The sequence below is a fragment of the Streptomyces sp. NPDC058872 genome (genome assembly GCF_042743065.1).
Taxonomy (GTDB): Bacteria; Actinomycetota; Actinomycetes; order Streptomycetales; family Streptomycetaceae; genus Streptomyces.
This window is the reverse complement of sequence record NZ_JBHYMK010000028.1, coordinates 1-23,678: the sequence shown is the minus strand read 5'-3', so window position 1 is coordinate 23,678 and position 23,678 is coordinate 1. Positions and strand designations below refer to the sequence as shown.

Sequence of the window (23,678 nt, the reverse complement as noted above, 5' to 3'; positions counted from 1 at the left end):
GGCACCCGCCCGCCGCTCACCTGCGGGCCTCCGGTCCCGCGAGGAGGCCGGCCAGCCGGGAGAGCCGCGGCGGCGTGCCGGCGGCGGACGTGACCACGACCTCCTCGATGCCCCGCAGGTGGGCGTGGATCGCCTCCGGCGGCAGATAGGCCGTGTCGGCCGTGAGGGTGACGGTCAGCGCGGCCGCGTCGCCGGTCAGGTGGAGGCAGTAGCGACAGGCCACCCGTTCCTGCGTCGCCGGGAAGTCGAGGACGGTGCGGCGGCGCAGCTCCGCCAGCTCCGCTGCCGCGGGTGCCGGGCCGGTGGCCGCGGCCCGGTCCACCAGGCGCATGTCGTTGAAGCAGCAGTACGGATGGACCTCGGCGCCCCGGTCGCGTGCCGCCCGCTCCAGCAGCGCGTCCCAGCCGACCGGATCGTAGGCGGCGGCGTGGTACCCGGCCAGCGCGGCGGGCCACGCCTCGGCCAGTAGATCCGTGAAGACCGCCTCGCCGGTCGCGTCCTCCGGCAGCGCCAGGACGAACAGCGCGTCCTGCGACAGCGTGCTGACCAGGGTCCGCCGCCGCTCCGCCGCCCGATTGCCCGCGATCGGCATCACCGCGGCGGCCCGGTGCCCCTGGCCGGCCGCGACCAGCGCCGCGGCCGCGGTCAGCAGCACCGTGGAACCGCTCACCCCGTGGGCGACCGCCAGCGCGTCCACGGCGCGCGGCAGGGCCGCCGAGACCAGCCGGCCCGTCCAGAAGCGCGGCCGGAGGGGCTCCGCCACCCGGTCCGCGAACATCGTCGGCGGCACCTGCGCCAGCCCGCGCTCCCAGTGCGCGAGCGCCGCGTCGCTCGCCCGGCGCCCGGCCGGACCGTGCTGGTGCCGGGCGAGGTCCAGCGGGGTCTCCGGACAGACCGGTCCGGCCGTCCCGCGCCGGACCAGCAGCCGGAGGTCCCGTACCAGGATCTCGGCGGCGTGCCCGTCGGCGGCCAGATGGCACAGGGCGAGCACCACGTGGGTGATCCGCCCGTCGCTGCGCACCGCGCCCAGCCGCACCGGCCACTCCTGCGCGTAGTCGAACCGGTGACCGGACAGCTCTGCCAGCAGCGCCGCGGCCGTTTCCCCGGTCCGGTCCGGGTCGGGCTCGTCGCGCACGACGAGCTCGGCCCGCCCCTCCGCGTGGAGCCGCTGCGCCGGTTCGCCGTCCTCGGCGACCACCCGTGTGCGCAGCGCCTCGTGCCGCGCCAGCAGGGTGGAGAGCGCCGTGCTGAGGCGGGCGGTGTCCACCGGGGCGCCCCGGTCGGCGAGGGGCAGCACCCGGCCGAGGTTGAAGTAGTGGTCGTTGGGGGCGGTCCGGCCGATCGCGTTCCAGATGGCGAGCTGCCCCCATGTGAGGGGGGCGTCGCCCGCCCGACCGCCGGCGAAGGTGACGTCCAGGACCTCGTCCGGGAGGCGGCCGTCCCCCGGCGCGGCCTGCCGTTCCGGAGCGGCGCCGGTGGCGGAGGGGCTCACGGGGTGGCCTCCGCGCCGAGCCGGATCAGCCGCTCCGTGAGCCCGCGCAGGCCGTCGGTGTGCAGGGTGCGGTCGCCGAGGTCGACGAAGACGCCGTACGTCTCCTCCACGGCGTCGACCAGACGCAGCAGGGAGAGCGAGCTGACGCCGAGGGCGGCGAGCGGCTCGGTGGAGTCGAGCAGCTCCCGTACGCCGATCAACCCGTCGGTGGACCGCGACACGAGCGCGGCCACCTGCGGACGGAGTGCCTCCGTGCTGTCGTGGGGAACGGGGGGAAGCGGCGCGTCCGGCCCCCTCTGGTCCGATGGCGGCGCCTCCGGCGCCGGCAGGGATCGAGGGTGCTCCGGCGTGTTCATCGGGCCTCCGTCCGGTCGCCGGAGCGCTCGGCGGCCAGTCGGCGGCGCAGGCTGAGCGGGCGGATGTCGGACCAGACGCGGTCGACATGCGCGACGCACTGCTCCTCGGTGCCGGCGAAGCCCTCGGGCCGCCAGCCCTCGGGCAGCGGGGCGCCCTCCGGCCAGACGGCGTGCTGCTCCTCGTCGTTGACGACGACGGCGTAACGGGTCTCGTTGCTCATGGCTGCTCCTCGCGCAGGGCACGGACGACGGCGGCGACGTCGCGTGCGGTGGGTGTGTCGAAGAAGACGTCCAGCGGGACGACGGCGCCGAGGCGCTCGTGGATGCGGGCGGCGATGGCGGTGACGATCAGTGAGTGGCCGCCCAGGTCGAAGAGGTCCTCGTCCGGTGCGAGGTCGTCGAGTTCCAGCACCTCGCGCCAGATGGCCAGCACGGCGGCGCCGACCGGATCGAGTGCTTCGTCCGACGAGGGTGCGGTGGTCGGCTCGGGGCGGACGGCCTCCGGCTCCGGCAGCGCGGCGCGGTCCAGCTTGCCGTTGGGCGTCAGAGGGAAGGCGTCCAGGACGACGTACGTCCCCGGGAGCACGGCCGCGGGGAGGGAGCCGGCGAGGAAGGCGCGCAGCGCGTCGGGGTGCGGGGCCGTGCCGGACGGGACGACGTAGGCGGTGAGGCGACGGTCGGTCTCCGGGCCGTGCAGGGCCGCCGCCGCCTGGGCGACCGCGGGGTGCCGGGCGAGCCGGGCCTCGATCTCGCCCAGCTCGATCCGGTGGCCCCGCACCTTCACCTGGCTGTCCGAGCGGCCGAGGAACTCCAGGACTCCGTCGGTGCCGCGCCGGACCAGGTCGCCGGTGCGGTACATGCGGCTGCCGGGAGGTCCGTACGGGTCGGGCAGGAAGCGGGTGGCGGTGAGCCCCGGCCGCCCCCGGTAGCCGTGCGCGACCCCGGCGCCGCCCAGGTACAGCTCGCCGGCGACCCCGTACGGCACCGGCCTCGCGTCGGGATCGAGCACGTAGACACGGGTGTTGGCGAGCGGGGAACCGAGGGAGACGGAGCCCTCGGCGGTGAGGGCGGGCTCGGCGAGCGTGGACCAGATGGTGGTTTCGGTGGGGCCGTAGACGTTGACCACCCGCGTGGCCGCGGCTGTCAGCCGGGCGGCGAGCGGCGCGGGCAGGGCCTCGCCTCCGGTGAGCGCGGTGGGGACGGGGACGGCGCCGTCGAGGCCGGCGTCGAGGAGCAGCCGCCAGCCGCTGGGCGTCGCCTGCACGTGGGTGATGCCCTCGCGGCGGATCAGGCCGAGCAACGCGGGTCCGTCGCGGTGGGCGGCCTCGGGGGCGAGCACGACGCGTCCGCCGGTCGTCAGGGGCAGCAGCAGCTCGACGGCGGAGATGTCGAACGACAGCGAGGTCAGCCCCAGCCAGCGGTCCTCCGGGCGCGAGCCGAGGTGCTCGGCGAGGCTGCCGAGGACGTTCGCGAGGGCGGAGTGCGGCACCTCGACGCCCTTGGGGAGGCCGGTGGAGCCCGAGGTGTAGAGCACGTACGAGGGGAGGGCCGGATCGGGGAGCGGGAGGGACGGCGCGGCGGCGCCGATCGCCGGGGCGAGGTCCGCCGGGGTGAGGTCGCCGGCACCCTCCGGGGAGCGGGTGACGCGCAGGACGAGGGCGGCGTCTTCCCGGACGAAGGCCAGCCGTTCCGCTGGATAGGCGGGGTCCAGCGGCAGGTGGGCGGCCCCGACGGCCAGTGTGCCGAGGACGGAGACGAGCTGGTCGAGGCCCCGCGGCAGCCCGATGCCGACGAGGGTGCCCGGTCCGGCGCCGTGCCGGGCGAGCGCCGCCGCGGCGTGTGCGACCCGGTGGGTCAGCTCGGCGTACGTGACGTGCTCGCCGTCCGCGACGACGGCGACCGCGTCGGGGCGTTCCTCCGCTCGGGCGGCGAGCAGCGCGGGGACCGTGCGGGCGGCGAGTTCCGGGCGCGGAGCGGGCGCGGCGAGCTGGTCGCGCAGCTCGTCCTCGTCGAGCAGCGGCAGTTCCCCGAGGAGGGTCGTGGGGTCGGCGAGGGCCGCGTCGAGCAGTCGCGTCCAATGGCCGACGATCCGGCGGACGATGTCGGCGGTGAGACACCCGTCGCCGTCGGCGGGGACGTCCGCGGCCGGGCCGTCGTCCTCACCGGGCGTGTGCGCGAAGGGCGGCGCGGTCCGGAACTGCGCGCTGCCCTGGATCTCGTGCCCGCTGTCCACGAGCTGGAGGTGGAGGAGGTTGCGGACGGTGCCGGGGAAGCCGATCCAGCGCACCCCGGCGGTCACCGCCCCGAAGTCCGGGGCGGGCGCGTCCGGGCGGCGCCGGTAGCTGACCGACAGGGGGGTGATCGCCGTCCGGGGAGCGAGGCCGCGGACGGCTTGCCCGAGCGGGACGGCCCGGTGCGGGTACAGCGCCCGCAGCTCGCCCCGTACCGCGCGCACCCAGTCCTCGAACGGCAGGCGGACCGCGCTCCTGTCGTCGACGGGATCGACGCCCAGGGGCAGTTCGTTGACGGCGAGTCCGACGCCCACCGGCGCGCCGGGCGTCCGCAGGGACAACTCGATCGCCGTGGAGGGGGCGGGATCCCCGTACCGGACGAGGAGCGCGTGCCAGGTGGAGAGGAGAAGTTCGAAGCGGGTGACGCCGAGCTTCCGGGCGGCTTCCGCGAGCGCGGCGCAGCGCCTGGCGTCGAGCAGGAACGGCACCTCGGCACCGGGCGCGGCCACCAGGCCGCCGTCCGCAGGCGGCACGAGGCCGGGCAGGACGGGTGGGCCCGGGGCGTATCCCTTCTCCTCCCAGTACGCGCGGGCGGCGGCGAGGGCCTCCGGCGCGGGCGGGCCCGCCGGGGCTTCGGTGGCGGGCGGGAGGGGCTCGCCCCGGTAGGCGGCGGCGAGGTCGGCGACGAGCCGGTCCTTGGACTCGCCGTCCAGGACGAGGTGGTGGGCGGTGATCAGGAGGACGTGGTGCTCGGGGCCCGTACGGAGCAGGGTGAAGCGGCAGAGGGGACCGGCATCGGGGTCGAACGGTGCCGCGCGCTCCCGGGCCAGGGCGGCTTCCAGCTCCTCGGGCGCGCAGTCGGCGCGTCGGGGGGCCGGGACGTCGCAGGGGTGGACGCGGCCGTCCGGTCCCGGCCGGCTCGCGAGTGCTGGGTGGTGCGCCGTCACCGCGCGACAGGCGAGGTCGAGGGCCTTGCTGTCGAGCGGGCCGGCGAGGTCGAGGGTGATGGCCAGGTGATAGGCGCCGCCGGTGTCGCGCGTGCGCTCGGTGAGCCAGATGCCGTGCTGGGCCGGGCTGAGCTGGGTCATGGGGTGGCCTCGCGGGGGTCGTGGGTGAGGATCCGGCGCAGCTCCCGCTTGAGGACCTTGCCGCCCTCGTTGCGGGGGAGCGAGTCGAGGAAAAGAACGGTGGCGGGCAGTTCGTGGGCGGACAGCAGTTCGAGGAGGAAGGTCCGTAGGGCGGTCGCGGTCAGACCGTCGCGGTCGCCGCCGCTGCCCACCGGGTCCGTGCCGCGCGGGACGACGGCGGCGGCCACGACGCTCCCCAGGACGGGGTGCGGGACACCGACCGCGGCGGCGTCGACGACGTCGGGGTGGGCGTGCAGCGCGTTTTCGACCTGGAGCGTGGAGACCTTGTGGGCGCCGGACTTGACGACGTCCCGCTCGCGGTCGAGGAGGTGCAGGAAGCCGTCCTCGTCGACCCGGCCGAGGTCGCCCATCCGGGTCCAACCGCCGCGGAACACCCCGTCGTCGCCGTCCCCCAGATAGGCGCGCGGGGCCGTGGCGGAGCGGAGCCACAGTTCGCCGGGCTCGCCGGGCGGCAGCGGGCGGCCCGCGTCGTCGGTGACGCGCAGCTCGGCCAGCGACGCGGGCCGGCCGGGCGACCACGGCCGGGCCGCGTCGAAGAGCAGCGTGACCTGGGCGGGGGCGGCCTCCGTCGACGTGTAGTAGTTGACGATCTGGGCCGGCGCGAAGGCCCGGCTGAGGCCGAGCGCCACCTGCTGCGGCAGGGCCGCCGCGGTCGAGCCGACGAGGCGGACGGTGTCGAGGGCGCCGGCCTCGGCGGCGGCCTCCAGGGCCGGTGAGCCGAGGAGTTCGATCGCCATGGCGGGCACCACGAAGACGCTGCCGACGCCGTGCTCGGCGATCGCCCGGAGGAACCGTGCCGCGGTGAACTGAGGCGCGGTGACACAGGTCGCGTGAGCGTTGAGCGCGTTGACGAGCATGGTCTGGCCCGCGTTGCTGCCCACGGGGAACGCGTGCAGGAAGGTACGGGAGTGGCGGAGCGGCCGGCGCCGCTCGTCGCGCGTGCAGCCGTGCGCCAGGTTCGCGTGCGAGGCCACCACCCCCTTGGGCACCCCGGTGGTGCCGGAGGTGTACAGGATCTGGGCCGGGGCCGACGGATCGGGCTCGGGGAGGCCCGGGTCGGCGGGGTGCCCGTTCGCGTCCTCCTCGGTGAACCCCCGCACGCCCGGCGGCGTGCCGGCCGGCAGTCCGGGGCCCGCGTGCACGAGGAGGCGGGCCCCGCAGTCCGTCAGGGCGTGTCCCAGGCCGGCGGGCGCCATCCGGTCGGAGAGCGGGACGGCGACGCCGCCGACCCGCAGGATAGCGAGGAACGCCACCGCGTACTCCGCCCACCGGTCCGTGCCGAAGCAGAGTCCGACCCGGTCCCCGGCGGCGAGCCCGGCCGCGCGCAGGGCGGCGGCCAGTGCGCCGCTGCGGTCCCGCCAGTCGGCGAAGGACAGCCGCGCCGGGCCGTTGACGATCGCCGTACGGCCTCCGTGGACGGCGGCCCGGTGGGCGAGCAGCGCCGGCAGGGTGGCGGGCGGGGCCGGGGGAGGGCCCGCGGGGGCGCCGGTCCCGGGGCGGCGGATCACGGGGCACCCGCCTTCGTTCGGCTGTTCGTGGCGTCCGGCTCCTCGCCGCGGGCCGCGGCTCTCGTCTTCTCCCCGAGGCCCGTGGAGTCCGTCTCCTCCTCGTGGTCCGAGCCTCCCGCCTTCGCCCGGCGGTCGGCTGCGGCCCGAGCCCGTTCCCGTAGGCCGACCAGGTCGTCCGGCTCCGCGTCGGGGACGTCGCGGTCGAAGCGGGCCAGGGTCGGCAGCCGGAGCCCGAGGACGACCAGTCCTGCCATCGCGAGCCCGAACAGCACGTACATCAGGGCGATGCCGCGGCCGGGACCGGTGCCGATGAGCGGCCCGAAGACCGGGGCGAGGGCGCCGCCGGGCTCCATCAGCGGACCGAAGAACGCAGAGCCGAGCGGAGCGACGACGCCGTGGCCCAACGGAATCGTGGACCAGGCGACCAGCGTGTTGAGGGCGAACACCCGTCCGTGGAACCGCTGCGCCACCTTGGTCTGGACGATCGTCGCGTAGATCCCGTTGACGAGGGCGAGGGCGAAGGACATGCCGAAGGCCCCGAGGGCGACCACCCACAGGTTCGCGCGCAGTCCCGTGACGGCGCCGGCCAGGGCGAGGAGCCCGGCGAGGGCGAGCATGCCGCGCAGTCGATGCCGGCGCGGCCCGCCCCAGAAGCCCATGGCCACGCCGCCCAGGAGCGCACCGGCGCCGCCCGCGACCGCGACCCGGGCCGCTCCGCCGAGGTCGTCGAAGGAGAGGACCAGCGGGGTGGTGAGGAGGAAAAGCGGAGAGAGGAAGACGTTGAGCCCGGCGAACCACAGCAGCATGGAGCGGAATCCGAGGTGCCGCCACGTGTGGGCGAGGCCGTTGCGGATCTCCGCGACGAGGGACTCGCGCCGGGTCCAGGGCAGCGTGCGCGGGAACCGCACCACGAGCAGGATCCCGATGGCCACGGCGTAACTGATGACGTCGATGACGAGGATGCCGCGCAGCCCGATCGCCGCCAGCAGTGCGACGGCGGCCAGCGGCACGACGAACTGAGCCGTGCCGAAGGCGAGCTGGACGATGCCGTTGGCGTGGCCCAAGTACCGCTTGGGCACGAGCTGCGGCACGGCCGAGGCGTAGGCGAGCCGTTGGAAGGTCAGGGCGACGGAGAGCACTCCGAGCAGGACGTACACCTCCCACGATCGCAGCTGACCGGTGAGCAGCAGGACGAGCAGCCCGGCCTGGGTGGCCCCGGCGGCGACATCGCCCACGAGCATCACCCTGCGTCGGTCCATCCGGTCGACGAGCGCCCCGGCGAGCGGGCCGACGAGGATGCCGGGGAGCATGGCGATGACCGCGTACAGCGCGTACCGGGCCATCGACCCGGTCTCCAGCAGGATCCAGATCGGCAGCGCGAACTCGGTGAGCGCGGAGCCGGTGATGGAGGCGAGCTGACCGCCCGCCACCAGCAGGAACCGTCCCATGCTGGGCTGCGGGCAGCCGTCCGGCTCCGTACCGGGTGCCGGGGCGTCGCCGGCTGCGGTGGCGGGGCCGGGCGCGGACCCCGTGCCGTCGGCGGCATCGGTCCCGGAGGCCGGTGCGAGGGTCGCGGGTGCGGTGGTCACCGATGCGGCGTCCTCGACGGCGGGGCCGGTCTCGCCGTGGAACCACCAGGAGTTCTCCGGATCCGCCGCGGGCAACTCGTCGGTCGTGCCGTCCAGGACGGCACGGTGCACGCGCGTGACGGCCTCCGCGACCTCGACGGCCCGGTAGGTGATGAAGAAGTGTCCGCCCTCGTCCAGCACGGCCACGGCCGAGCGCTCGGCGAGGAGCAGCCACTCCCGGTAGCGCTCCTGGTAGAAGTCGGCGGCCGGGTCCCGGTCGCCGACCAGGGAGACGAGCGGCGCCCGCAGCCGGGGCGCGCCGTCGGCGACATCCGCGATGGCCCGGGTGAACCAGTCCTCGGCGGCCATCGTGTCCCGGCGCATGTTGCCGATGACGAACCGGACCTGCTCCTCGTCGAGCTCGGAGGTGTCGACGCCCATGCCGGTCAGCCAGTTCGCGTACGTCCGGTCGCCGACCAGCGGCTCCAGCGAGGCGATCTTCCCGAGGGCGGTGAGGAAGCGGCTGCGCGGCTTCGCGAAGGGGTACTGGGCGCCGGCGTACACGCCCTCCAGCTCGCGACCGGACGCCTCCAGGGAGCGGGCGACGGCGACGGCGAGCGCGGTGCCCACGGCGCAGTGGCCGTAGACGGCGAGCGGGCCCTCGACGCGTTCCCTGACCTCCGCCGCGATGCCCTCGGCGAGGTCGTCGAAGGAGAGCCGTTGCTCGGTCACCCCGAGGTCGTGCCCGGGGATGGCGACGGCCCACAGCTCGGTGTCGGCCGGCAGGGCGTCGGCGACGGGCTGGTAGACGACGGCGCTGCCGCCCCCGTACGGGACGCAGACGAGGGTGAGCCGCCGCCGCTCGGCGGGGACCGCGCGGGTGAGCCGGTGCAGCAGGGACCGCGGGCCGCTCTCCCGCTCGTCCCGAGCGGCGACGGCGGCGAGCTCGCGGACCGTGCGGTGGGTGAACAGGTCCATCACGCTGATCGGGCGGGCCCCGGCCTCCGTCAGCAGCTTGCGGGCCTTGGCCACGACCTGGGTGGCGAGGAGCGAATGACCGCCGAGGTCGAAGAAGTTCTCGTCGGTGCCCACCCGGGGCAGCCCCAGGACCTCCGCCCAGATCTCGGCGAGGACGACCTCGGCCGGTGTCTCCGGCTCGGCCGCTCCGGCCGCGCGGTGGACCGTCGGGACGGGCAGGGCCCGCCGGTCCAGCTTGCCGTTCGGGGTGAGCGGCAGCGCGGGCACGACGGTGAAGGCGGTCGGCACCTGGTGGTCGGGGAGGCTCCGCCGGAGCGTGGCGCGCAGCGCGGACGGGTCGGGCTCGTCGGCGCCCGCGGCGGCGACGAGGTAGCCGACGAGGCGCTTGTCGCCGGGGCGGTCCTCGCGCAGCACGACGGCGGCGTCCGCGATGCCGGGCTGTGCGCGGAGCGCGGCCTCGGTCTCGCCGGGCTCGATCCGCAGACCGCGGAGCTTGATCTGCTGGTCGATCCGGCCGAGGTGTTCGAGCGTGCCGTCCGGGCGCCGGCGCGCGAGGTCGCCGGTGCGGTAGAGCCGGGAGCCGGGCGGGCCGTACGGGTCGGGCACGAAACGGGCGGCGGTGAGGCCGGGACGCCGGTGGTAGCCGAGGGCGACGGCGGTCCCGCCGATGTGGAGCTCCCCGGGGGCGCCGGGCGGCACCGGGCGCAGCCGCTCGTCGAGTACGTAGAGGCGCGTGTTGTCGATGGGAAGGCCGATCGGAACGGTCTCCATCGGGCCCGCGCACTCCCAGGCGGAGACGTCGACGGCGGCCTCGGTGGGGCCGTACAGGTTCGCCAGCGCCAGACCGGGCAGCCGCGAGGTCAGCTCGCGGGCGGCGTCCGGGGGCAGCGCCTCGCCGCTGCACACCACGCGGCGCAGCCCGGTGCAGCGTTCCACGCCTTCCTCGGTGAGGAACGCGGTGAGCATGGCCGGCACGAAGTGGGCGACGGTGACGCCGGCGGAGACGATGAGGTCGCGCAGGTACCCGCTGTCCTTTTGCCCGCCGGGCTTGGCGAGCACGATCCGCGCGCCCGTGGCGAGCGGCCAGAAGAACTCCCAGACCGACACGTCGAAGCCGGTCGGTGTCTTTTGCAGGACGGCGTCGTCGGGCCCGATCCGGTACGCCTCCTGCATCCACTGGATGCGGTTGGCGATGGCCCGGTGGGTGTTGGGCACGCCCTTCGGACGGCCGGTCGAGCCGGACGTGTAGATGAGGTACGCGGTGTCGTCCGGCCGCGGACCGGCGGGCACGGCGCGGGCGCGCGGCCACTCGGCGGGGTCGTCGAGGAGCAGGACGCGGGCGGTGCAGCCGTCGGGGGTGGCGAGCCCGCGCTGGGTGAGCAGGACCGGGGCGTCGCTGTCGGCGAGCAGGAAGGCCAGGCGCTCGGCCGGGTAGTCCGGTTCGAGGGGGGTGTACGCGGCTCCGGTGCGCATCACCCCGAGGAGCCCGGCGACGAGCTCCGGCGAGCGCTCGGCGCTCACGGCGACCAGGTCGCCGGGGCCGACGCCCTCCGTGGCGAGGCGGGCGGCGATCCGGCCGGCCAGGGCGTCCAGGGCGCGGTACGTCAGGGCGGGCCGGTCCTCGACGGCGACCGCCACGGCGTCCGGGGTGCGGGCGGCCTGCTCGGCGAAGAGGGCGGTCAGGGTGGTGGCCGGCCGGTCGACGGCGGTGTCGTTGAACCGCTCGGTCTCGAAGGCCCGCTCCTCGTCGGTGACGGCGTCGAGGCCGGAGAGGGGGACGTCGGGCGCGACGGCCACGGCGGCGAGCAGTCGCCCGAGGTGGGAGGCGAGGACGGCGACGTCCTCCTCGGCGAACAGGTCGGTGTTGTAGTTGAAGGAGCCGTACAGGCCCTCCGGCCACTCCTGGAGGAAGAGCTCGAGGTCGAACCGGGTGCCGCTCGCCCGGACGCCGAACGGCTCGACTTCCAGGGGTAGTTCGAGGCCGGTGTCGTCACGCTGGACGGCGTAGTTCTGCACGGCGAGGACGGCCTGGAAGACCGGGGGCCGCGAGACGTCCCGGGGCACGTTCAGCTCGCTGACCAGCTGGGCGAACGGCAACTCCTGGTGGGCGTACGCGTCGAGGCAGGTCTCGCGGGTGCGGCGGACCAGCTCGGCGAAGGACGGGTCGCCCTCCAGCCGCGCGGGCAGTGCGAGCACGTTCACGAACATGCCGACCAGCGGTTCCAGTTCGGGCTCAGGGCGGCCGGCTACGGGCGATCCGACCGCGAAATCGCTCCGCCCGCCGTAGCGGGACAGCAGGACCTGGAAAGCGGCCAGGAGCACCATGTGGGGGGTGGCGTCGTGACGGTTGCCGAGGGCGGTCAGCCGGTCGAGCAGCTGCCGGTCCACGGAGAAGGCGTAACCGGCGCCCTCGAAGGTCTGCCGGGGCGGCCGGGGCCGTGAGAAGGCCAGCTCCAGCGGCTCGACGCCGCCGAGCTCGCGTCCCCAGTGCGCGAGCTCGGCGGCGAGTCGCTCCCCGCTCAGGCGCTCGCGTTGCCAGAGGGCGAAGTCGCCGTACTGAACGGTGAGTTCCGGGAGCGGGTCCGGTGCGTCGACCACCCGGGCCGCATAGCTCCGCAGCAGCTCTCCGAGGAGCACCTCGCTCGACCAGCCGTCGCTCACGCTGTGGTGGACGAGCAGCAGGAGGACGTGGTCGTCGTCGGCGAGCCGCACCAGCAGCGACCGGAACAGCGGCCCTTTCTCCAGGTCGAAGGGGACCGCGGCGGCCTCGTCCACGATCCGCTCGGCGGCGGTCTCGTCGGCCGCCTCCAGCAGGGTGAACGCGGCGGGCCCCGGCGGGTCGACGACGAGCAACGGACGCCCGTCCTCGGTCGCGGGGTAACGGGACCGCAGCGTCTCGTGGCGGGCGACGCTCGCGTCGAGCGCGGACCGGAGGACATCGGTGTCCAGGTGCCCGCGCAGCCGCCGCACCACGGGAATGTTGTACGCGGAGGTCCCGGGCGCGAACTGCTCCATGAACCAGAGGCGTTCCTGCGCGAAGGAGAGCGGGACGGGTGTTCCCGGAGCCCGCCGGGGAATGACGGCCGCGGGCTTGGCCCGTGCCGCCAGCCGCCGCCGGAGCAGCTCGCGCTTGGCGTCGGAGAGGGCGGGCGTGGGGGTGGGCCGCGGTGCCGGGGGAGCGGTGTCGGTGGCGCGGGCGTGCACGGGTTCCGAAGACGGGTCGGCCGGAGTCGTGGTGTCGGCGGTGCTCATGACGTCGGTCGGCTTCCTTCCAGGGCGTCCTGGGCTGCCAGGAGTTCGACGGCGGCGGCCTCGGACAGGGTGTCGATCTCGGCGGCCAGGGCGGCTTCGACGGCCTCGGCGAAGGCGGCCACCGTGCGGTGGGTGAAGAGCGCGCGGAGCGGTACGGACAGGTCGACGGCGGCGCGGATGCGGGCGACGACCCGGGTGGCGAGGAGGGAATGTCCGCCCAGGGCGAAGAAGTCGTCGTGCGCGCCGACCCCGTCGACGCCCAGGACCTCACCCCAGACGTCGGCGACGAGCTCCTCGGCCTCCGTTCGCGGCGGTACGTGTACGGCCCGGGGCGCGACTCCCGTGTCGGGCGCCGGCAGCGCGGCCCGGTCGAGCTTCCCGTTAGGGGTGAGCGGCAGTGCGTCCAGGAGGACGAAGGCGTGGGGGACGGCGTGCGGCGGCAGCACCGCGGCGAGTCCGCTGCGCAGGAAGTCCGAGCCGGGTGCGGGAGCGTCCGGGACGGGGACCACGTGGGCGACGAGGACGTCCCCGTGCGCGGTGACGACCGCCCGCGTGACGCCCGGGAGCGCGAGGAGCGCGGCCTCCACCTCCCCGGGCTCCACCCGGTAGCCGCGGACCTTGACCTGTCCGTCGATGCGCCCCAGGAACTCCAGCGCCCCGTCGGCCCGGCGCCGCACCAGGTCGCCTGTCCGGTAGCGGCGGGCGCCCGGCGGCCCGGCGGGGTCGGGGACGAACGCGCGGGCGGTCGCGCCGGGCCGGCCCAGGTAGCCGTCGGTCACTCCGGCACCGCCGATGACGAGCTCTCCGGGGGTTCCGGGGGGCACCGGGCCGCCGTGCCGGTCCAGGACCGCGACGGTGGTCGCGCCGATCGGACGCCCGATCGGCGGACGCGTGGTGGCGTCCTCGTCGCCGAGGACCGCCGTGGTCGCGATGATCGTCGTCTCGGTGGGGCCGTATGAGTTGATCAGCCGCACCCGGTCGCCGAACCGTGCCCGCCAGGCCGCGACGGCGTGCGGCTGGACCTGGTCGGCGCCGAGGATCAGCAGGCGCAGCCGGTCCGGCCAGGGGGTCTCGTCCAGGTCGGCGACCAAGTGGTGCCAGTAGGGCGTGGGCAGGTCGAGCACGGTGATGCCGGCGGAGTACGGCGCGGCCAGCTGGTCGGGGAGGGGGGTGTCGGTCCGGGCGGTGACGAGGACGGCACCCGCGGCGAGCGCGGGGAACAGCTCCTCGGCGCTGGTGTCGAAGGAGAGCGTGGCGTACTGCAGAACGCGGTCGTCGCCGGTGAGGCCGTACCCCTCGCGCATCCAGGCGACCCGCGCGGCGAGCGCCCGGTGCGGCACGAGCACGCCCTTGGGCGTCCCCGTCGAGCCGGACGTGTAGATGAGGTACGCCGGGTCGTCGGGGCGGGCCGCTTCCTCGGCGGGCGGCGCCGGTGACGTGCCGGGTACGGGCTCCGCCGAGCCGGGGAGCAGGGACAGCAGCGGGATGCCTCCGGGGGCCCTGTCGGGGAAGCCGTCGGGCAGAGTCCCGTCCAGGGTGACGAGCAGCGTGGCGCCGCTGTCGGCGAGCATGAAGGCGAGCCGGGAGGCGGGGTATGCGGGGTCGAGCGGGAGGTAGCCCGCACCGAGCCGCCAGGCGGCGAGCATGGCGACGACGGCCCGCGGCCCGCGGGGGAGGCAGAGCGCTACCAGGTCGCCGCGCGCGACGCCGCACGCGGCCATCCGGGCCGCCAGCGTCCGGGAGGCGTCGGCGAGCGCGCCGCGGGTCAGGCTCTCGTCGGGTCCGACGACGGCGAGGGCGCCGGGCCGCTCGGCCGCGGCCAGGTCGACGGCCTGGAGGACGGTCGGGGCGGCCGACCCGGTGAGGCCGGGGCCGCGGGATCCGTCGGCGATCAGCCGGAGTTCGTCCGCGTCGAGGAGGGGGAGCCGGTGGACCGGTGTCTCCGGGGCGGCCAGCACGGCCCGGAGGAGCGTCTCGAAGCGGGACGCGAACGCGGCGGCGGTCCGCGTGTGCAGCAGGTCGGTGCGGTAGCCGAAGACGGCGTGCAGGTCGTCCCCGTCCGGCCTGATGTCCAGGCCGAGTTCGAACTTGGCTGCGGTGTGCCCGCCGTCGGTCTCGGTGCACGTCAGATCTGCGAAGCTCTGCTCGCCGAGCGCGCCGCCCTCGTGGGTGTGGACGGCGAGCAGGGTCTGGAAGACGGGCGTGCGGCCCGCGTCCCGCTCGGTTCTCAGTTCCTCGGTGAGGCGCTCGAAGGGGATGCGTCGGTGGGTGAGCGCGCGCAGCCAGTCTGAGCGGATCTTGCGCAGCGCCTCGGCGAAAGTGGGGGCTCCGGTGAAGTCGGCCCGCAGGACGAGGGCGGAGGAGAAGTAGCCGATGGTCCGCTCGCTGTCGACGGTGTCGCGTCCGGCGGTGGGCACGCCGACGCAGAAGTCGTCCTGACCGGTGCTCCGGTGGAGCACGCTCGCGTAGGCGGTGGCGAGGACCATGAACGGCGTGACGCGGTGGGCGCGGGCGAAGGCGTCCAGGACGGGGCCGATCCCGCGCAGCACCCGGGTGTGGTAGGCGCCGGAACTGCTTGGCGCGGACGGCCGGGGAAGATCGAGCGGCAGCTCCAACGCGGGTGCCCCGGACAGGTACTCACGCCAGTAGGCCAGTGTGTCGGCGGCCTCGGGGCCGTCCAGCCAGGCGCGTTCGGCCGTGGCGTGTGCCCCGTAGGAGGGCACGGTGGGGAGGGCGGGATCGCGGCCTTGCCGGTATGCCGCGTACTGATCGGCGAGTTCGGTCCGGAGGAGCCCGAGCGACCAGCCGTCCGCGACGATGTGGTGCAGGACGAGGCAGAGCAGGTGCTCCTCGTCGCCGGTACGCAGCAGTGCTGCCCTGAGCAGCGGCCCGACGGCCAGGTCGAACCCCGTGTTGGTCAGGGAGGCCAGCGTCCCGGCGACTTCCCGCGCTCCCTCGCCGCGCAGATCGCGCTGGTCGAGGGGGACCGGCCCGGGATCGTCCACGACCGCCGACGGTCGCCCGTCCTCGGCGGGGAACCGCGTGCGCAGGGCTTCGTGGCGGGCGACGACGCCATCGAGCGCCCGCCCCAGGGCGACGGCGTCGAGCACGCCGCCGAGCCGCAGCACGTACGGAATGTTGTACGCGGGGTCTCCAGGCTCCAGTTGGTCCAAGAACCAGAGTCGTTCCTGCCCAACGGACAGCACCCCGGAATTGCCGTCCACGGTACCGGCCGGCGGCTCGACTCCCGAGGTCACCACTTGAACTCCTGTTCGACTTCAGTGCGAGGGTGCGGCGCCGCCTGGGGCGCCGCGCAGAAAGGAACCGGGCGTACCTGAAAGGAACGATTCCGGACATGAAAAGAAGGGCGTCCGGAGGAACGGGAGCCCTCGTGGGGCGGCCGCCGTGACGGCACCGATGCTAGGGAGCGGTCCGATGCGAGGTCAATGGTCTGGACCATCTGATTGTGTCGACCTGTGAGATGTGGGGATCGGTCACCGCAGTTGAGAGCACGGGGCGGGCCGCCGGGCCGGATGCCCCTCGGCAGTCGTGAGGGCCTTCCCCCCGGCCCGCGCCCGGAACCAGCTCGCTCCACCGGGCGGGAGGGGGCTGAGGATGGGCTCCGCGCGAGAAAAGGACGCCCCGTGGCTGGAACTGTGTGCCTGCGTGCGGATGGATGGGCGTGTCGATGGACGGACGAACGACGATGACCCCGCCTACTCGCTTTCAGCGCCCGGCATCCCTCGTCACCGCCCGGCTCTGAAGAGCGAGGCGACGGGACGGCAAGGTCTTCTGTGGGCCAGGAGATCGTGGGGTTCTCCTCCAGGGCGCAGCGGGTGTGTGGGCCGCCGAAACAGCCGCGGACAATGTGCGGCTGGCGCTGGGGTCCCCAGAAGAAACGACGTGCCTCCGCGGCGAGTTCGACCCGACTTTGGGCTCGGTGCCGTTTGGGCGGGCCGTGCTCGAGGCCGGCGTTGACCGACTCGTCGGGAACGATCCCGGCGGAGTGCAGGGGCGGGAAGTGCGGCTCGCCGTCGCCGGGATGGGCGGCGAGCCGGTCTCGGACCTTCCCGGAACGGTGGGTGGGGTGTCCGCCGACCACGAGACGGATCTTGTGGCCGAAGTGGCCGGCGCTTCGGTCCAGGAAGCGGCACATCACCTCGGCGGTGAAGCCCTCGGTGAGGTCCATGAGCCTTTTCGGGTCTGTCGATGCTGGCCGTCTGCTGGACGATGGGTCAGCCGCCGCACTTCACCACAACCTTCCACCCACCAGGAGCACCGACATGGGATTCGACGATCACCGCGTGGCCGTCACCGTTGCCGGACGCGACTTCGGACGCACTTTGGCCATCTCCAGCAAGCAGTCATGAAGCGCCTGACCCCAGCCCTTTCGACTATGGCCTCCCCCGCGTGGATCACCGCAGGCGCTCAACCTCTACGCTGGCCCGGTGGGGGATCTGATAGCGATGTGGCTGGCCGCCGTCGTCGGCGTCATCGGGAGCGTCGCAGGGGTGCTGCTGATATGGACCGAGATCGGCTTCAAGCGCCGCTGCGTGCGCATCGACGCGGAGGTCGTCGGAGTGAGAGAGCACGAGGATGGCGACGGCGACGTGCACTTCTACCCGATTGTCCGCTTCACGACTCCAGACGGCACGACGGCCGAGGGCGAGTCGTATGCCCGCATCAACACGTACAGGCCGCCGGACACCATCAGCGTGTTCTATGACCCCCGCGACCCATCGAACTTCAGCGAGGATCCCCGGACCGGGATTCATGTCGGCCTCATCCTGCTGGCCTTCTCTGGCCCTGCGGCCGTCATCGGCCTGTGGCCGTCATCGGCCTGTGGCCGTCATCGGCCTGTGGCCGTCATCGGCCTGCGGCCGATCACCCACTGACACCCAGGGCCAATCGCGTCGACACGCGTTTCCGCAACAACGGCTGGACGAAATGGCCGTCGTGAGACCGAGCTCTACGACGACAGGGTCGCATCCCTCCGTCACCATCGCCGGCGCTGCGGCGGCGACTCCGCGGATCTTCATGGTCCGAGCGTAGGGGCAGTCGTGCTCTATTCGGAGGCGGCGGCGATGTACTTCGGTCCGACGAACGGACCTCGCTCGAGGCGCCCCTTGATCCTGACCGTGACGGACGGGTACGTGCTCTCGCAGCTCACGCGGGTCTTGCACGGGATTCTCCGGTCGCAGGCGCCCGAGGACCAGTGAGGGTTCTCAGGCGTCGCGATGCACACCGCCCCGCCCGCGAAGAAGCGGAAGGCCCCCGGCGTGTCCGCCGACCCCTTGAACCCGAGGACCGTGTCCGGCATGGGAGGGCCCCGGGTCGGGCCGCGGTGCGGTGCGGACCGCGGGGGTGGTCAGGGAACGGGGACGGTGCCGGCGGGTGCCGTGACGAAGGCGTGGATCGTGGTGCCCTCGTCGTACCGGCAGAGCACCCGGCCTCCGGAGCCGTCCGGCCCGAGGGCCAGTACGGCCCCGTCGGCGGCGAGCAGTAGCCGGCCGTCGGCGAACGCGGCCCGGGTGACCGGTTCCCGTGACGGGGCGGCGCCGAGCAGTTCGGCGAGTCGCGACCGGAGCGAGGTACGTCGCCACGGGCCGCCTGCCCGCGAGGTCCACAGGTTGCCGAAGGTGGTGACGGCGTACGCGGTGCCCCGGGCGTCCACGCCGTGCGCGGTCACCGCCTCGTCGCGCCGGAGTTCCGCCGTGGACCAGGTGCCGCGTTCGCGGTGTACCGCGTGCAGGACCTCGTACTCGAAGGCGTGTCCGTACGAGAGGGCGGCCACCAGGACGCCGTCGTGGAACGTCCCGTGTTCCAGGGCCGCCGGGCCGGGACCCGTCCCCGGAAGCAGCCAGCGGGTCCACCGGGGCCGGGCCGGGCCGGCCGCCGGGAGCGGCAGCTCGGTGACGGTGCCGCGGGCGGTGTCGACGGCGAACAGGGCGGGCCGCTCGCCGCCGAGGACGTCGGCCGGGTCCTTGCTGACCCCGCCCACGACGTGGGCGACGCCGTCCGTGGAACTGACCACCTCGTGGAGGACGAAGCCCGGCGGTACCTCGACGGGCCGCCACTCCCCGGCGCCCCAGTCCAGCGCGTACAGCGCCTCGGCAGGAAAGGCGTCCCGGTCCTTCACGGTGGCCAGGGCCGTGCCGTCCGCGGTCACCCCGAGGCACAGCGTCGGAGCGGCTCCGCCCGGTGTGACCGGTACGGGCAGCAGTCCGGTCCCGTCGGCCGGCCCGGTCAGGAGCGGCACGTTGCTCTCCTGGATCCTGGTCAGCACGCTCAGGCCCCGCGCGTGCCGCACCGCCCGGTGGGAGCTGCCGACGCCGCCCGTCGCCCGGCCGGGCACGGGATGCAGCCGGTGCAGTTCACCGGCTCGTATCTCTGCGAAGGAGACACCCGTGGTGTCCGTCACGAGGACGGACACCACGGACTCCTGTGACCTCTGCGTCACAGCTAGAACAGACCTCCCAGGAAGCCGCCGACCTTGCGGCCGACGACGCTTCCGATCACGCCGACGACGCTGCCGACCGCTGCGCCGACGGGACCACCGAAGGCGCCGCCCAGGCGCCCGGCAACGTGCCGGCCTTCTGCCGGCGAGACCGCCGACGATACCTCCGGTCTCCCGGGCGGCCGTCTGGACCTTCTCGCCCTCGGGCGCGGTGGCGACGTTGTACACGCCGACGCCGACGCCGACGCCGACCTCCAGACCGAGCAGGCCACGACCGCCCCACTTGCTGACCGCATTGAGCGTGTCGACACCCTTGTTGGTGTTCGCGGCGCCCTTGATGACGCCCTCGTCCGACTTGCCCTCGACATCCTTGAGGTACTCGTACGTCGGGAAGTCGCGGATACCGCGCGTCCTCGGCATCAGCCAGTCGTCCATCGGCGACCGGTAGGGGGAACGCAGCGCGTTGCGCTCGTCCACCGCCCACCGCGCCGAGGCCTTCCAGCCGTAGACCTTCGCCATGCGTTCGGCGTTCTGGTTGGCGATGACGTCGCCCTGCTGATAGGCGGCCCGACGCGCGGCGGCGGCCTCGGTGTAGTAGGAGCCGTACGACGACGTGCCCTGGTAGGCACCCCAGGCGAAGCCGTTGCCCCGGGTGGCACTGGTTCCCGCGGTGCCGGAGGTGCTGCTGCCGCTTCCGCCGGAGCCGCCCCCTCGAACACGTCGCCCAGGAACTCAACGGCCGCCCACGCAAGACGCTCGGCCGGGATGCCCCGGCCGAGCGTTTTGCGTGGTCCACTTGCCGCACCCCACCTGGTCCGGAGCGTCCGTGGTGAAGTCCCGCCGCACGAAGTGCGGAGCCGTCGGCCGCTTGCCGGGCCGGGTCAGCCCACGCCGTCGGCGCACCTTCCGCCCCGTCAGTCCGAGCTCGGCCATCAGACGGGCCGCGGTTTCACCGAGACCCGCCGGCCCGCGCGGACCAGAAGGCACCAGATCTTCGGGGAGCCGTAGGTGCCGCCGGAGTCCTCGAAGTTCTGCCGGATCACGTCGGCCAACTGCCCGCGCCGGACCTCGCGCGCGGTGGCGGGCTTGTCGCGCCACTTGTAGGACCAGTACTCCGGCACCCCAAGACCTGGCAGGCCAGCCGGTGCGGGACGCGGTGCTCGGTCCTCTGGCTACCGATGAACACGGCCGGGACGGCCGGGTCCTTCCCGGTCACTTCGCCCAGAGGACCATGCATCGCTTGAGGACGTCACGCTCCATCTCCAGCTCGCGCATCCGCCTGTCCTTCTCCGACACCTCCCGCCGCAGCCGCTCCGGCTCGGCCTCGGTGATCCGCCCGCCCGCCCGGCGCAGGCTCGGTCGGACGACGCCGACCCGTTGCGCCGCCACCGCGACACCCGGTTGTGCAGCGTGCCCGAATGGACACCGAGCTCCTCGGCGACCTCCGGGATCGCCCTGCCCCTCTCGATCACTATGCGTACAGCACCCTCACGGAACTCAGGCGTGTACGTCCGTTGCTTGGGCCCCATGAATCTCAACTTCCTCTGCAATCAAGGGCTCCACGCCACGAGGGGAGGGACACCGCGGCCCTGGACGGCATCGGGGAGGAGCTGGGCATGACGCGCGCACCGGGCTGGCGCCGGTCCGCCGTGACGGACGGCTGACCCGCCCGCGGGGTGCGCGCGGTTCTCCCGCCCCCGCGACCCGCCCGCCCCCGTACCCGTACACACGCCGTACGCGTGCCCGTACGCGTGCCCCTGTCCGTGTCGCGGCCTGCGCTATCGGGCTGCTATGCGGCTTAGGCAAGATCGGCGTCGCAGGTCCGGTGGAGGTACGCGCCGGGCATGACGAAGGCGCCCCGGCCGGCGCGGGACCCGCGGGAGCGGGCCCCCCGCCCAGGTCCGGTGACGGAAGGTCCTGCTCGCCGTGAAGGAGTCCGAAAACACGATGGCGCACCCCGACGGTACGGAAGCACCGCTGCTGTGGACACTGGCCGGCAACGGCAAGGACGCGCTGGCGGCCGGAGCACGCGAGCTGCACGCGTACCTGGCCGGTCGTGACGACTGGAGCCCGCAGGACGTCGCGTTCACCCTCGCGCGCACCGCGTCCGGAGGGAGCCGGCGGGCGGCACTGGTCGCGGACGGGCGCGACGGCTTCCTGGAGCGGCTGGACGCGCTCGCCGGCGGCCGGACCATGCCCGGCCTGGTGGAGGGGACGGCCGCCGGGTCCGCCCGGCGGGTCGCCTTCGTGTTTCCCGGACAGGGCGCGCAGTGGCCTCGGATGGCGGTCGACCTGCTGGACGCCTCCCCAGTGTTCCGCGACCGGATGGACGCGTGCGCGCAGGCCCTGGAACCGTTCGTCGACTGGTCACTGATGGACGTGCTCCGAGACCCGGACGCGCCCGGCGCCCCCGCGGCCGACCGGGCCGACGTGGTGCAGCCCGTGCTGTTCGCCGTGACGGTGTCCCTGGCCGCGCTGTGGCGCTCGCACGGGGTACGGCCGGACGCGGTGCTCGGCCACAGCGTCGGCGAGGTCACCGCCGCCGAGGTCTCCGGAGCGCTGTCCCTGGACGACTCCGCGCGCGTGGTGGCCCTGTGGAGCCAGGCCCAGGCCACCCTGACCGGGCGCGGGGACATGGTCTCCGTGATGGCCCCGGCCAGCGAGGTCGAGCCGCGGCTGGGCCGCTGGGACGGCCGCCTTGTCGTCGCCGCGCACAACGGCCCGCGGTCCGTGATCGTCTCCGGCGACCGCGACGCCGCGGCCGAACTCCTCGACGGACTCACGGCCGACGGGGTGCACGCACGGCGGATCGCGGTGGGCCTGGCCGCCCATTCCCCGCACATCGACGAGGTCGTCCCCCGGATGCGCGCTGACCTCGCCCCGGTCCGCCCCCGCACCCCGCACCTGCCCTACTACTCCGGGCTGACCGGCGGACGGCTGGACGTCCCGGTCCTGGACGCCGACTACTGGTGCCGCAACCTGCGCGGCACGGTCCTCTTCCGGCAGGCCGCCGGAGCCCTGCTGCGGGACGGCCACGACGTCCTGCTGGAGGTCAGCCCGCACACCGTGCTCACCTCCGCCCTCACGGACACCGCGCAGGAGCACGGCACGCAGGCCGCCGTCCTCGGCACGCTGCGCCGCAACCAGGGCGGGCCGGTCCGGTTCCTGACCTCGCTCGGTGAACTGTACGTACGCGGTGCCGCGCCGGGCCCCGACCCGGAGGCGCACTCCGCCGGGCCGGGGACCCTCGTATCCGAACTCCCGCTGGCGGCCCTCACGGAGGCCGTCCCGGCGGGCGCGTCCGGAGCGGCGGACGGGCGCGGGACGGCGGGCGGCGACGGGCAGCGGGACGACGGCGCCGCGTTCCGCGCGGAGCTGGCCGCCATGGACCCGGCGGAGCAACGCGCCGCGCTGGCACGGCTGGTGGCAGCGGAGATCGCCGCGCTGACCGGGCGGTCCGACCCGGTCCCCGGCCGACTGGCCTTCCTCGACCTGGGATTCGACTCCGTCACCGCGGTGGAGCTGCGCAACCGGCTGAGCGCGGCGACGACGCTGCGCATCCCCGCGACGGTCGTCTTCGACTGCCCGACCCCGGACGACCTGACCGCGTACCTGTGCGCCGCGCTCTCCGGCGAACGGCCCGGTGAGGACGCCGACGCGGACGCGTCCGTGCCGGTGCGGGCCGCGGACGACGACCCCGTGGTGATCGTCGGCATGGGCTGCCGCTACCCCGGGGGCGTCGGCAGCCCGGACGACCTGTGGGAGCTGGTGTCGAACGGCGTCGACGCGGTCTCCGCGCTGCCCGACAACCGAGGCTGGGACACCGCAGGGCGCTACGACCCCGCGCCGGGGACACCGGGCCGCTATTACCAGCGCGAGGCCGGGGTGCTGTACGACGCGGCCGACTTCGACGCGGAGTTCTTCGGCATCTCGCCGCGCGAGGCGCTGGCCATGGACCCGCAGCAGCGGCTGCTGCTGGAGACCGCCTGGGAGGTGCTGGAGCGGACCGGGATCGAACCGTCCACCCTGCGCCACACCCGTACGGGCGTCTTCGTCGGCGCGATGACCATGGACTACGGGCCCTCCCTCGAACAGGGCGCCGACGCGGGCGGCCACCTGCTGACCGGCAACACCGGAAGCGTCGCCTCCGGCCGGCTGGCCTACACCCTCGGACTGGAGGGAGCGGCGGTCACCGTCGACACGGCCTGCTCCTCCTCCCTGGTCGCCCTGCACCTCGCCGTACGGGCGGTGCGGTCGGGCGAATGCTCCCTGGCGCTCGCCGGAGGCGCCACCGTGATGTCCACGGTCGGCATGCTCGTCGAGTTCAGCCGGCAGGGCGGCCTGGCCCCCGACGGCCGCTGCAAGGCGTTCGCGGCAGCGGCCGACGGCTTCGGCCTGGCCGAGGGCGTGGGCATGCTGCTGGTGGAGCGGTTGTCGGACGCGCGGCGGAACGGGCATCCGGTGCTGGCGGTGGTCCGTGGTTCTGCCGTGAATCAGGACGGTGCGAGCAATGGGTTGACGGCGCCGAGTGGTCCGTCGCAGCAGCGGGTGATCCGGGCGGCGTTGGCGGATGCGGGTTTGTCGGCTGCTGATGTGGACGTGGTGGAGGCGCACGGTACGGGGACCCGGTTGGGTGACCCGATCGAGGCGCAGGCGCTGCTGGCGACGTACGGGCAGGGGCGGCCGGT

General features: G+C 74.5%; 12 protein-coding genes and 1 pseudogene. 2 read left to right on the top strand and 11 right to left on the bottom strand.

Annotated features, from left to right (window positions below; translation table 11 throughout):
* Positions 1 to 16 precede the first annotated feature (16 nt).
* The 7 genes from ACFW22_RS19240 to ACFW22_RS19210 form a co-directional block, all read right to left on the bottom strand.
* Positions 17 to 1,417: a condensation domain-containing protein gene (locus ACFW22_RS19240; protein WP_386405927.1), complete on the bottom strand. Its 1,401-nt coding sequence runs from the start codon at positions 1,415 to 1,417 to the stop codon at positions 17 to 19.
* Positions 1,418 to 1,488: 71 nt separating this feature from the next.
* Positions 1,489 to 1,713, bottom strand: a complete 225-nt coding sequence (locus ACFW22_RS19235; RefSeq protein WP_386405780.1) for a phosphopantetheine-binding protein — start codon at positions 1,711 to 1,713, stop codon at positions 1,489 to 1,491.
* A gap of 131 nt (positions 1,714 to 1,844) precedes the next feature.
* Complete coding sequence (locus ACFW22_RS19230; RefSeq protein ID WP_386405777.1) at positions 1,845 to 2,069, bottom strand: MbtH family protein; 225 nt, start codon at positions 2,067 to 2,069, stop codon at positions 1,845 to 1,847.
* Positions 2,066 to 5,167 carry an amino acid adenylation domain-containing protein gene (locus tag ACFW22_RS19225; RefSeq protein ID WP_386405774.1) on the bottom strand — a complete coding sequence of 1,034 codons (3,102 nt, stop codon included), beginning with the start codon at positions 5,165 to 5,167 and terminating at the stop codon, positions 2,066 to 2,068. The genes ACFW22_RS19230 and ACFW22_RS19225 overlap by 4 nt, the downstream gene beginning before the upstream one ends.
* Positions 5,164 to 6,735, bottom strand: a complete 1,572-nt coding sequence (locus ACFW22_RS19220; RefSeq protein ID WP_386405771.1) for an AMP-binding protein — start codon at positions 6,733 to 6,735, stop codon at positions 5,164 to 5,166. The genes ACFW22_RS19225 and ACFW22_RS19220 overlap by 4 nt, the downstream gene beginning before the upstream one ends.
* A complete protein-coding gene (locus tag ACFW22_RS19215) occupies positions 6,732 to 12,533 on the bottom strand; it encodes an amino acid adenylation domain-containing protein (protein ID WP_386405768.1) in 5,802 nt (1,933 codons plus the stop codon). The genes ACFW22_RS19220 and ACFW22_RS19215 overlap by 4 nt, the downstream gene beginning before the upstream one ends.
* Positions 12,530 to 15,793, bottom strand: coding sequence for an amino acid adenylation domain-containing protein (locus ACFW22_RS19210; protein ID WP_386405765.1), 3,264 nt, complete (start codon positions 15,791 to 15,793; stop codon positions 12,530 to 12,532). The genes ACFW22_RS19215 and ACFW22_RS19210 overlap by 4 nt, the downstream gene beginning before the upstream one ends.
* 1,188 nt (positions 15,794 to 16,981) lie before the next feature.
* Between ACFW22_RS19210 and ACFW22_RS19205 the strand changes: the two genes are divergently transcribed.
* On the top strand, positions 16,982 to 17,428 hold the full coding sequence (locus tag ACFW22_RS19205; RefSeq protein ID WP_386405762.1) for a DUF3592 domain-containing protein: 447 nt from the start codon (positions 16,982 to 16,984) through the stop codon (positions 17,426 to 17,428).
* A gap of 473 nt (positions 17,429 to 17,901) precedes the next feature.
* Here ACFW22_RS19205 and ACFW22_RS19200 read toward each other — a convergent pair whose 3' ends face one another.
* The 4 genes and pseudogenes from ACFW22_RS19200 to ACFW22_RS19185 all read right to left on the bottom strand — a co-directional run.
* On the bottom strand, positions 17,902 to 19,509 hold the full coding sequence (locus ACFW22_RS19200) for a hypothetical protein (protein ID WP_386405759.1): 1,608 nt from the start codon (positions 19,507 to 19,509) through the stop codon (positions 17,902 to 17,904).
* 413 nt (positions 19,510 to 19,922) lie between these two features.
* Complete coding sequence (locus ACFW22_RS19195; protein WP_386405756.1) at positions 19,923 to 20,111, bottom strand: IS3 family transposase; 189 nt, start codon at positions 20,109 to 20,111, stop codon at positions 19,923 to 19,925.
* Between the two features lie 91 nt (positions 20,112 to 20,202).
* Positions 20,203 to 20,379, bottom strand: coding sequence for a hypothetical protein (locus ACFW22_RS19190; RefSeq protein ID WP_386405936.1), 177 nt, complete (start codon positions 20,377 to 20,379; stop codon positions 20,203 to 20,205).
* A gap of 32 nt (positions 20,380 to 20,411) precedes the next feature.
* Positions 20,412 to 20,519, bottom strand: a pseudogene (locus tag ACFW22_RS19185) (transposase); the annotation flags it as partial.
* Between the two features lie 418 nt (positions 20,520 to 20,937).
* Between ACFW22_RS19185 and ACFW22_RS19180 the strand changes: the two are divergent.
* Positions 20,938 to 23,678, top strand: a 2,741-nt coding sequence (locus ACFW22_RS19180; protein WP_386405753.1) for a beta-ketoacyl synthase N-terminal-like domain-containing protein, incomplete at its 3' end; no start/stop codon positions are given.

Excerpts from the sequence above, each read along its gene's own strand:
- ACFW22_RS19230 (WP_386405777.1), bottom strand. The coding sequence starts at position 2,069 with ATGAGCAACGAGACCCGTTACGCCGTCGTCGTCAACGACGAGGAGCAG.
- ACFW22_RS19225 (WP_386405774.1), bottom strand. The coding sequence starts at position 5,167 with ATGACCCAGCTCAGCCCGGCCCAGCACGGCATCTGGCTCACCGAGCGC.
- ACFW22_RS19215 (WP_386405768.1), bottom strand. The coding sequence starts at position 12,533 with ATGAGCACCGCCGACACCACGACTCCGGCCGACCCGTCTTCGGAACCC.
- ACFW22_RS19200 (WP_386405759.1), bottom strand. The coding sequence starts at position 19,509 with ATGGCGAAGGTCTACGGCTGGAAGGCCTCGGCGCGGTGGGCGGTGGAC.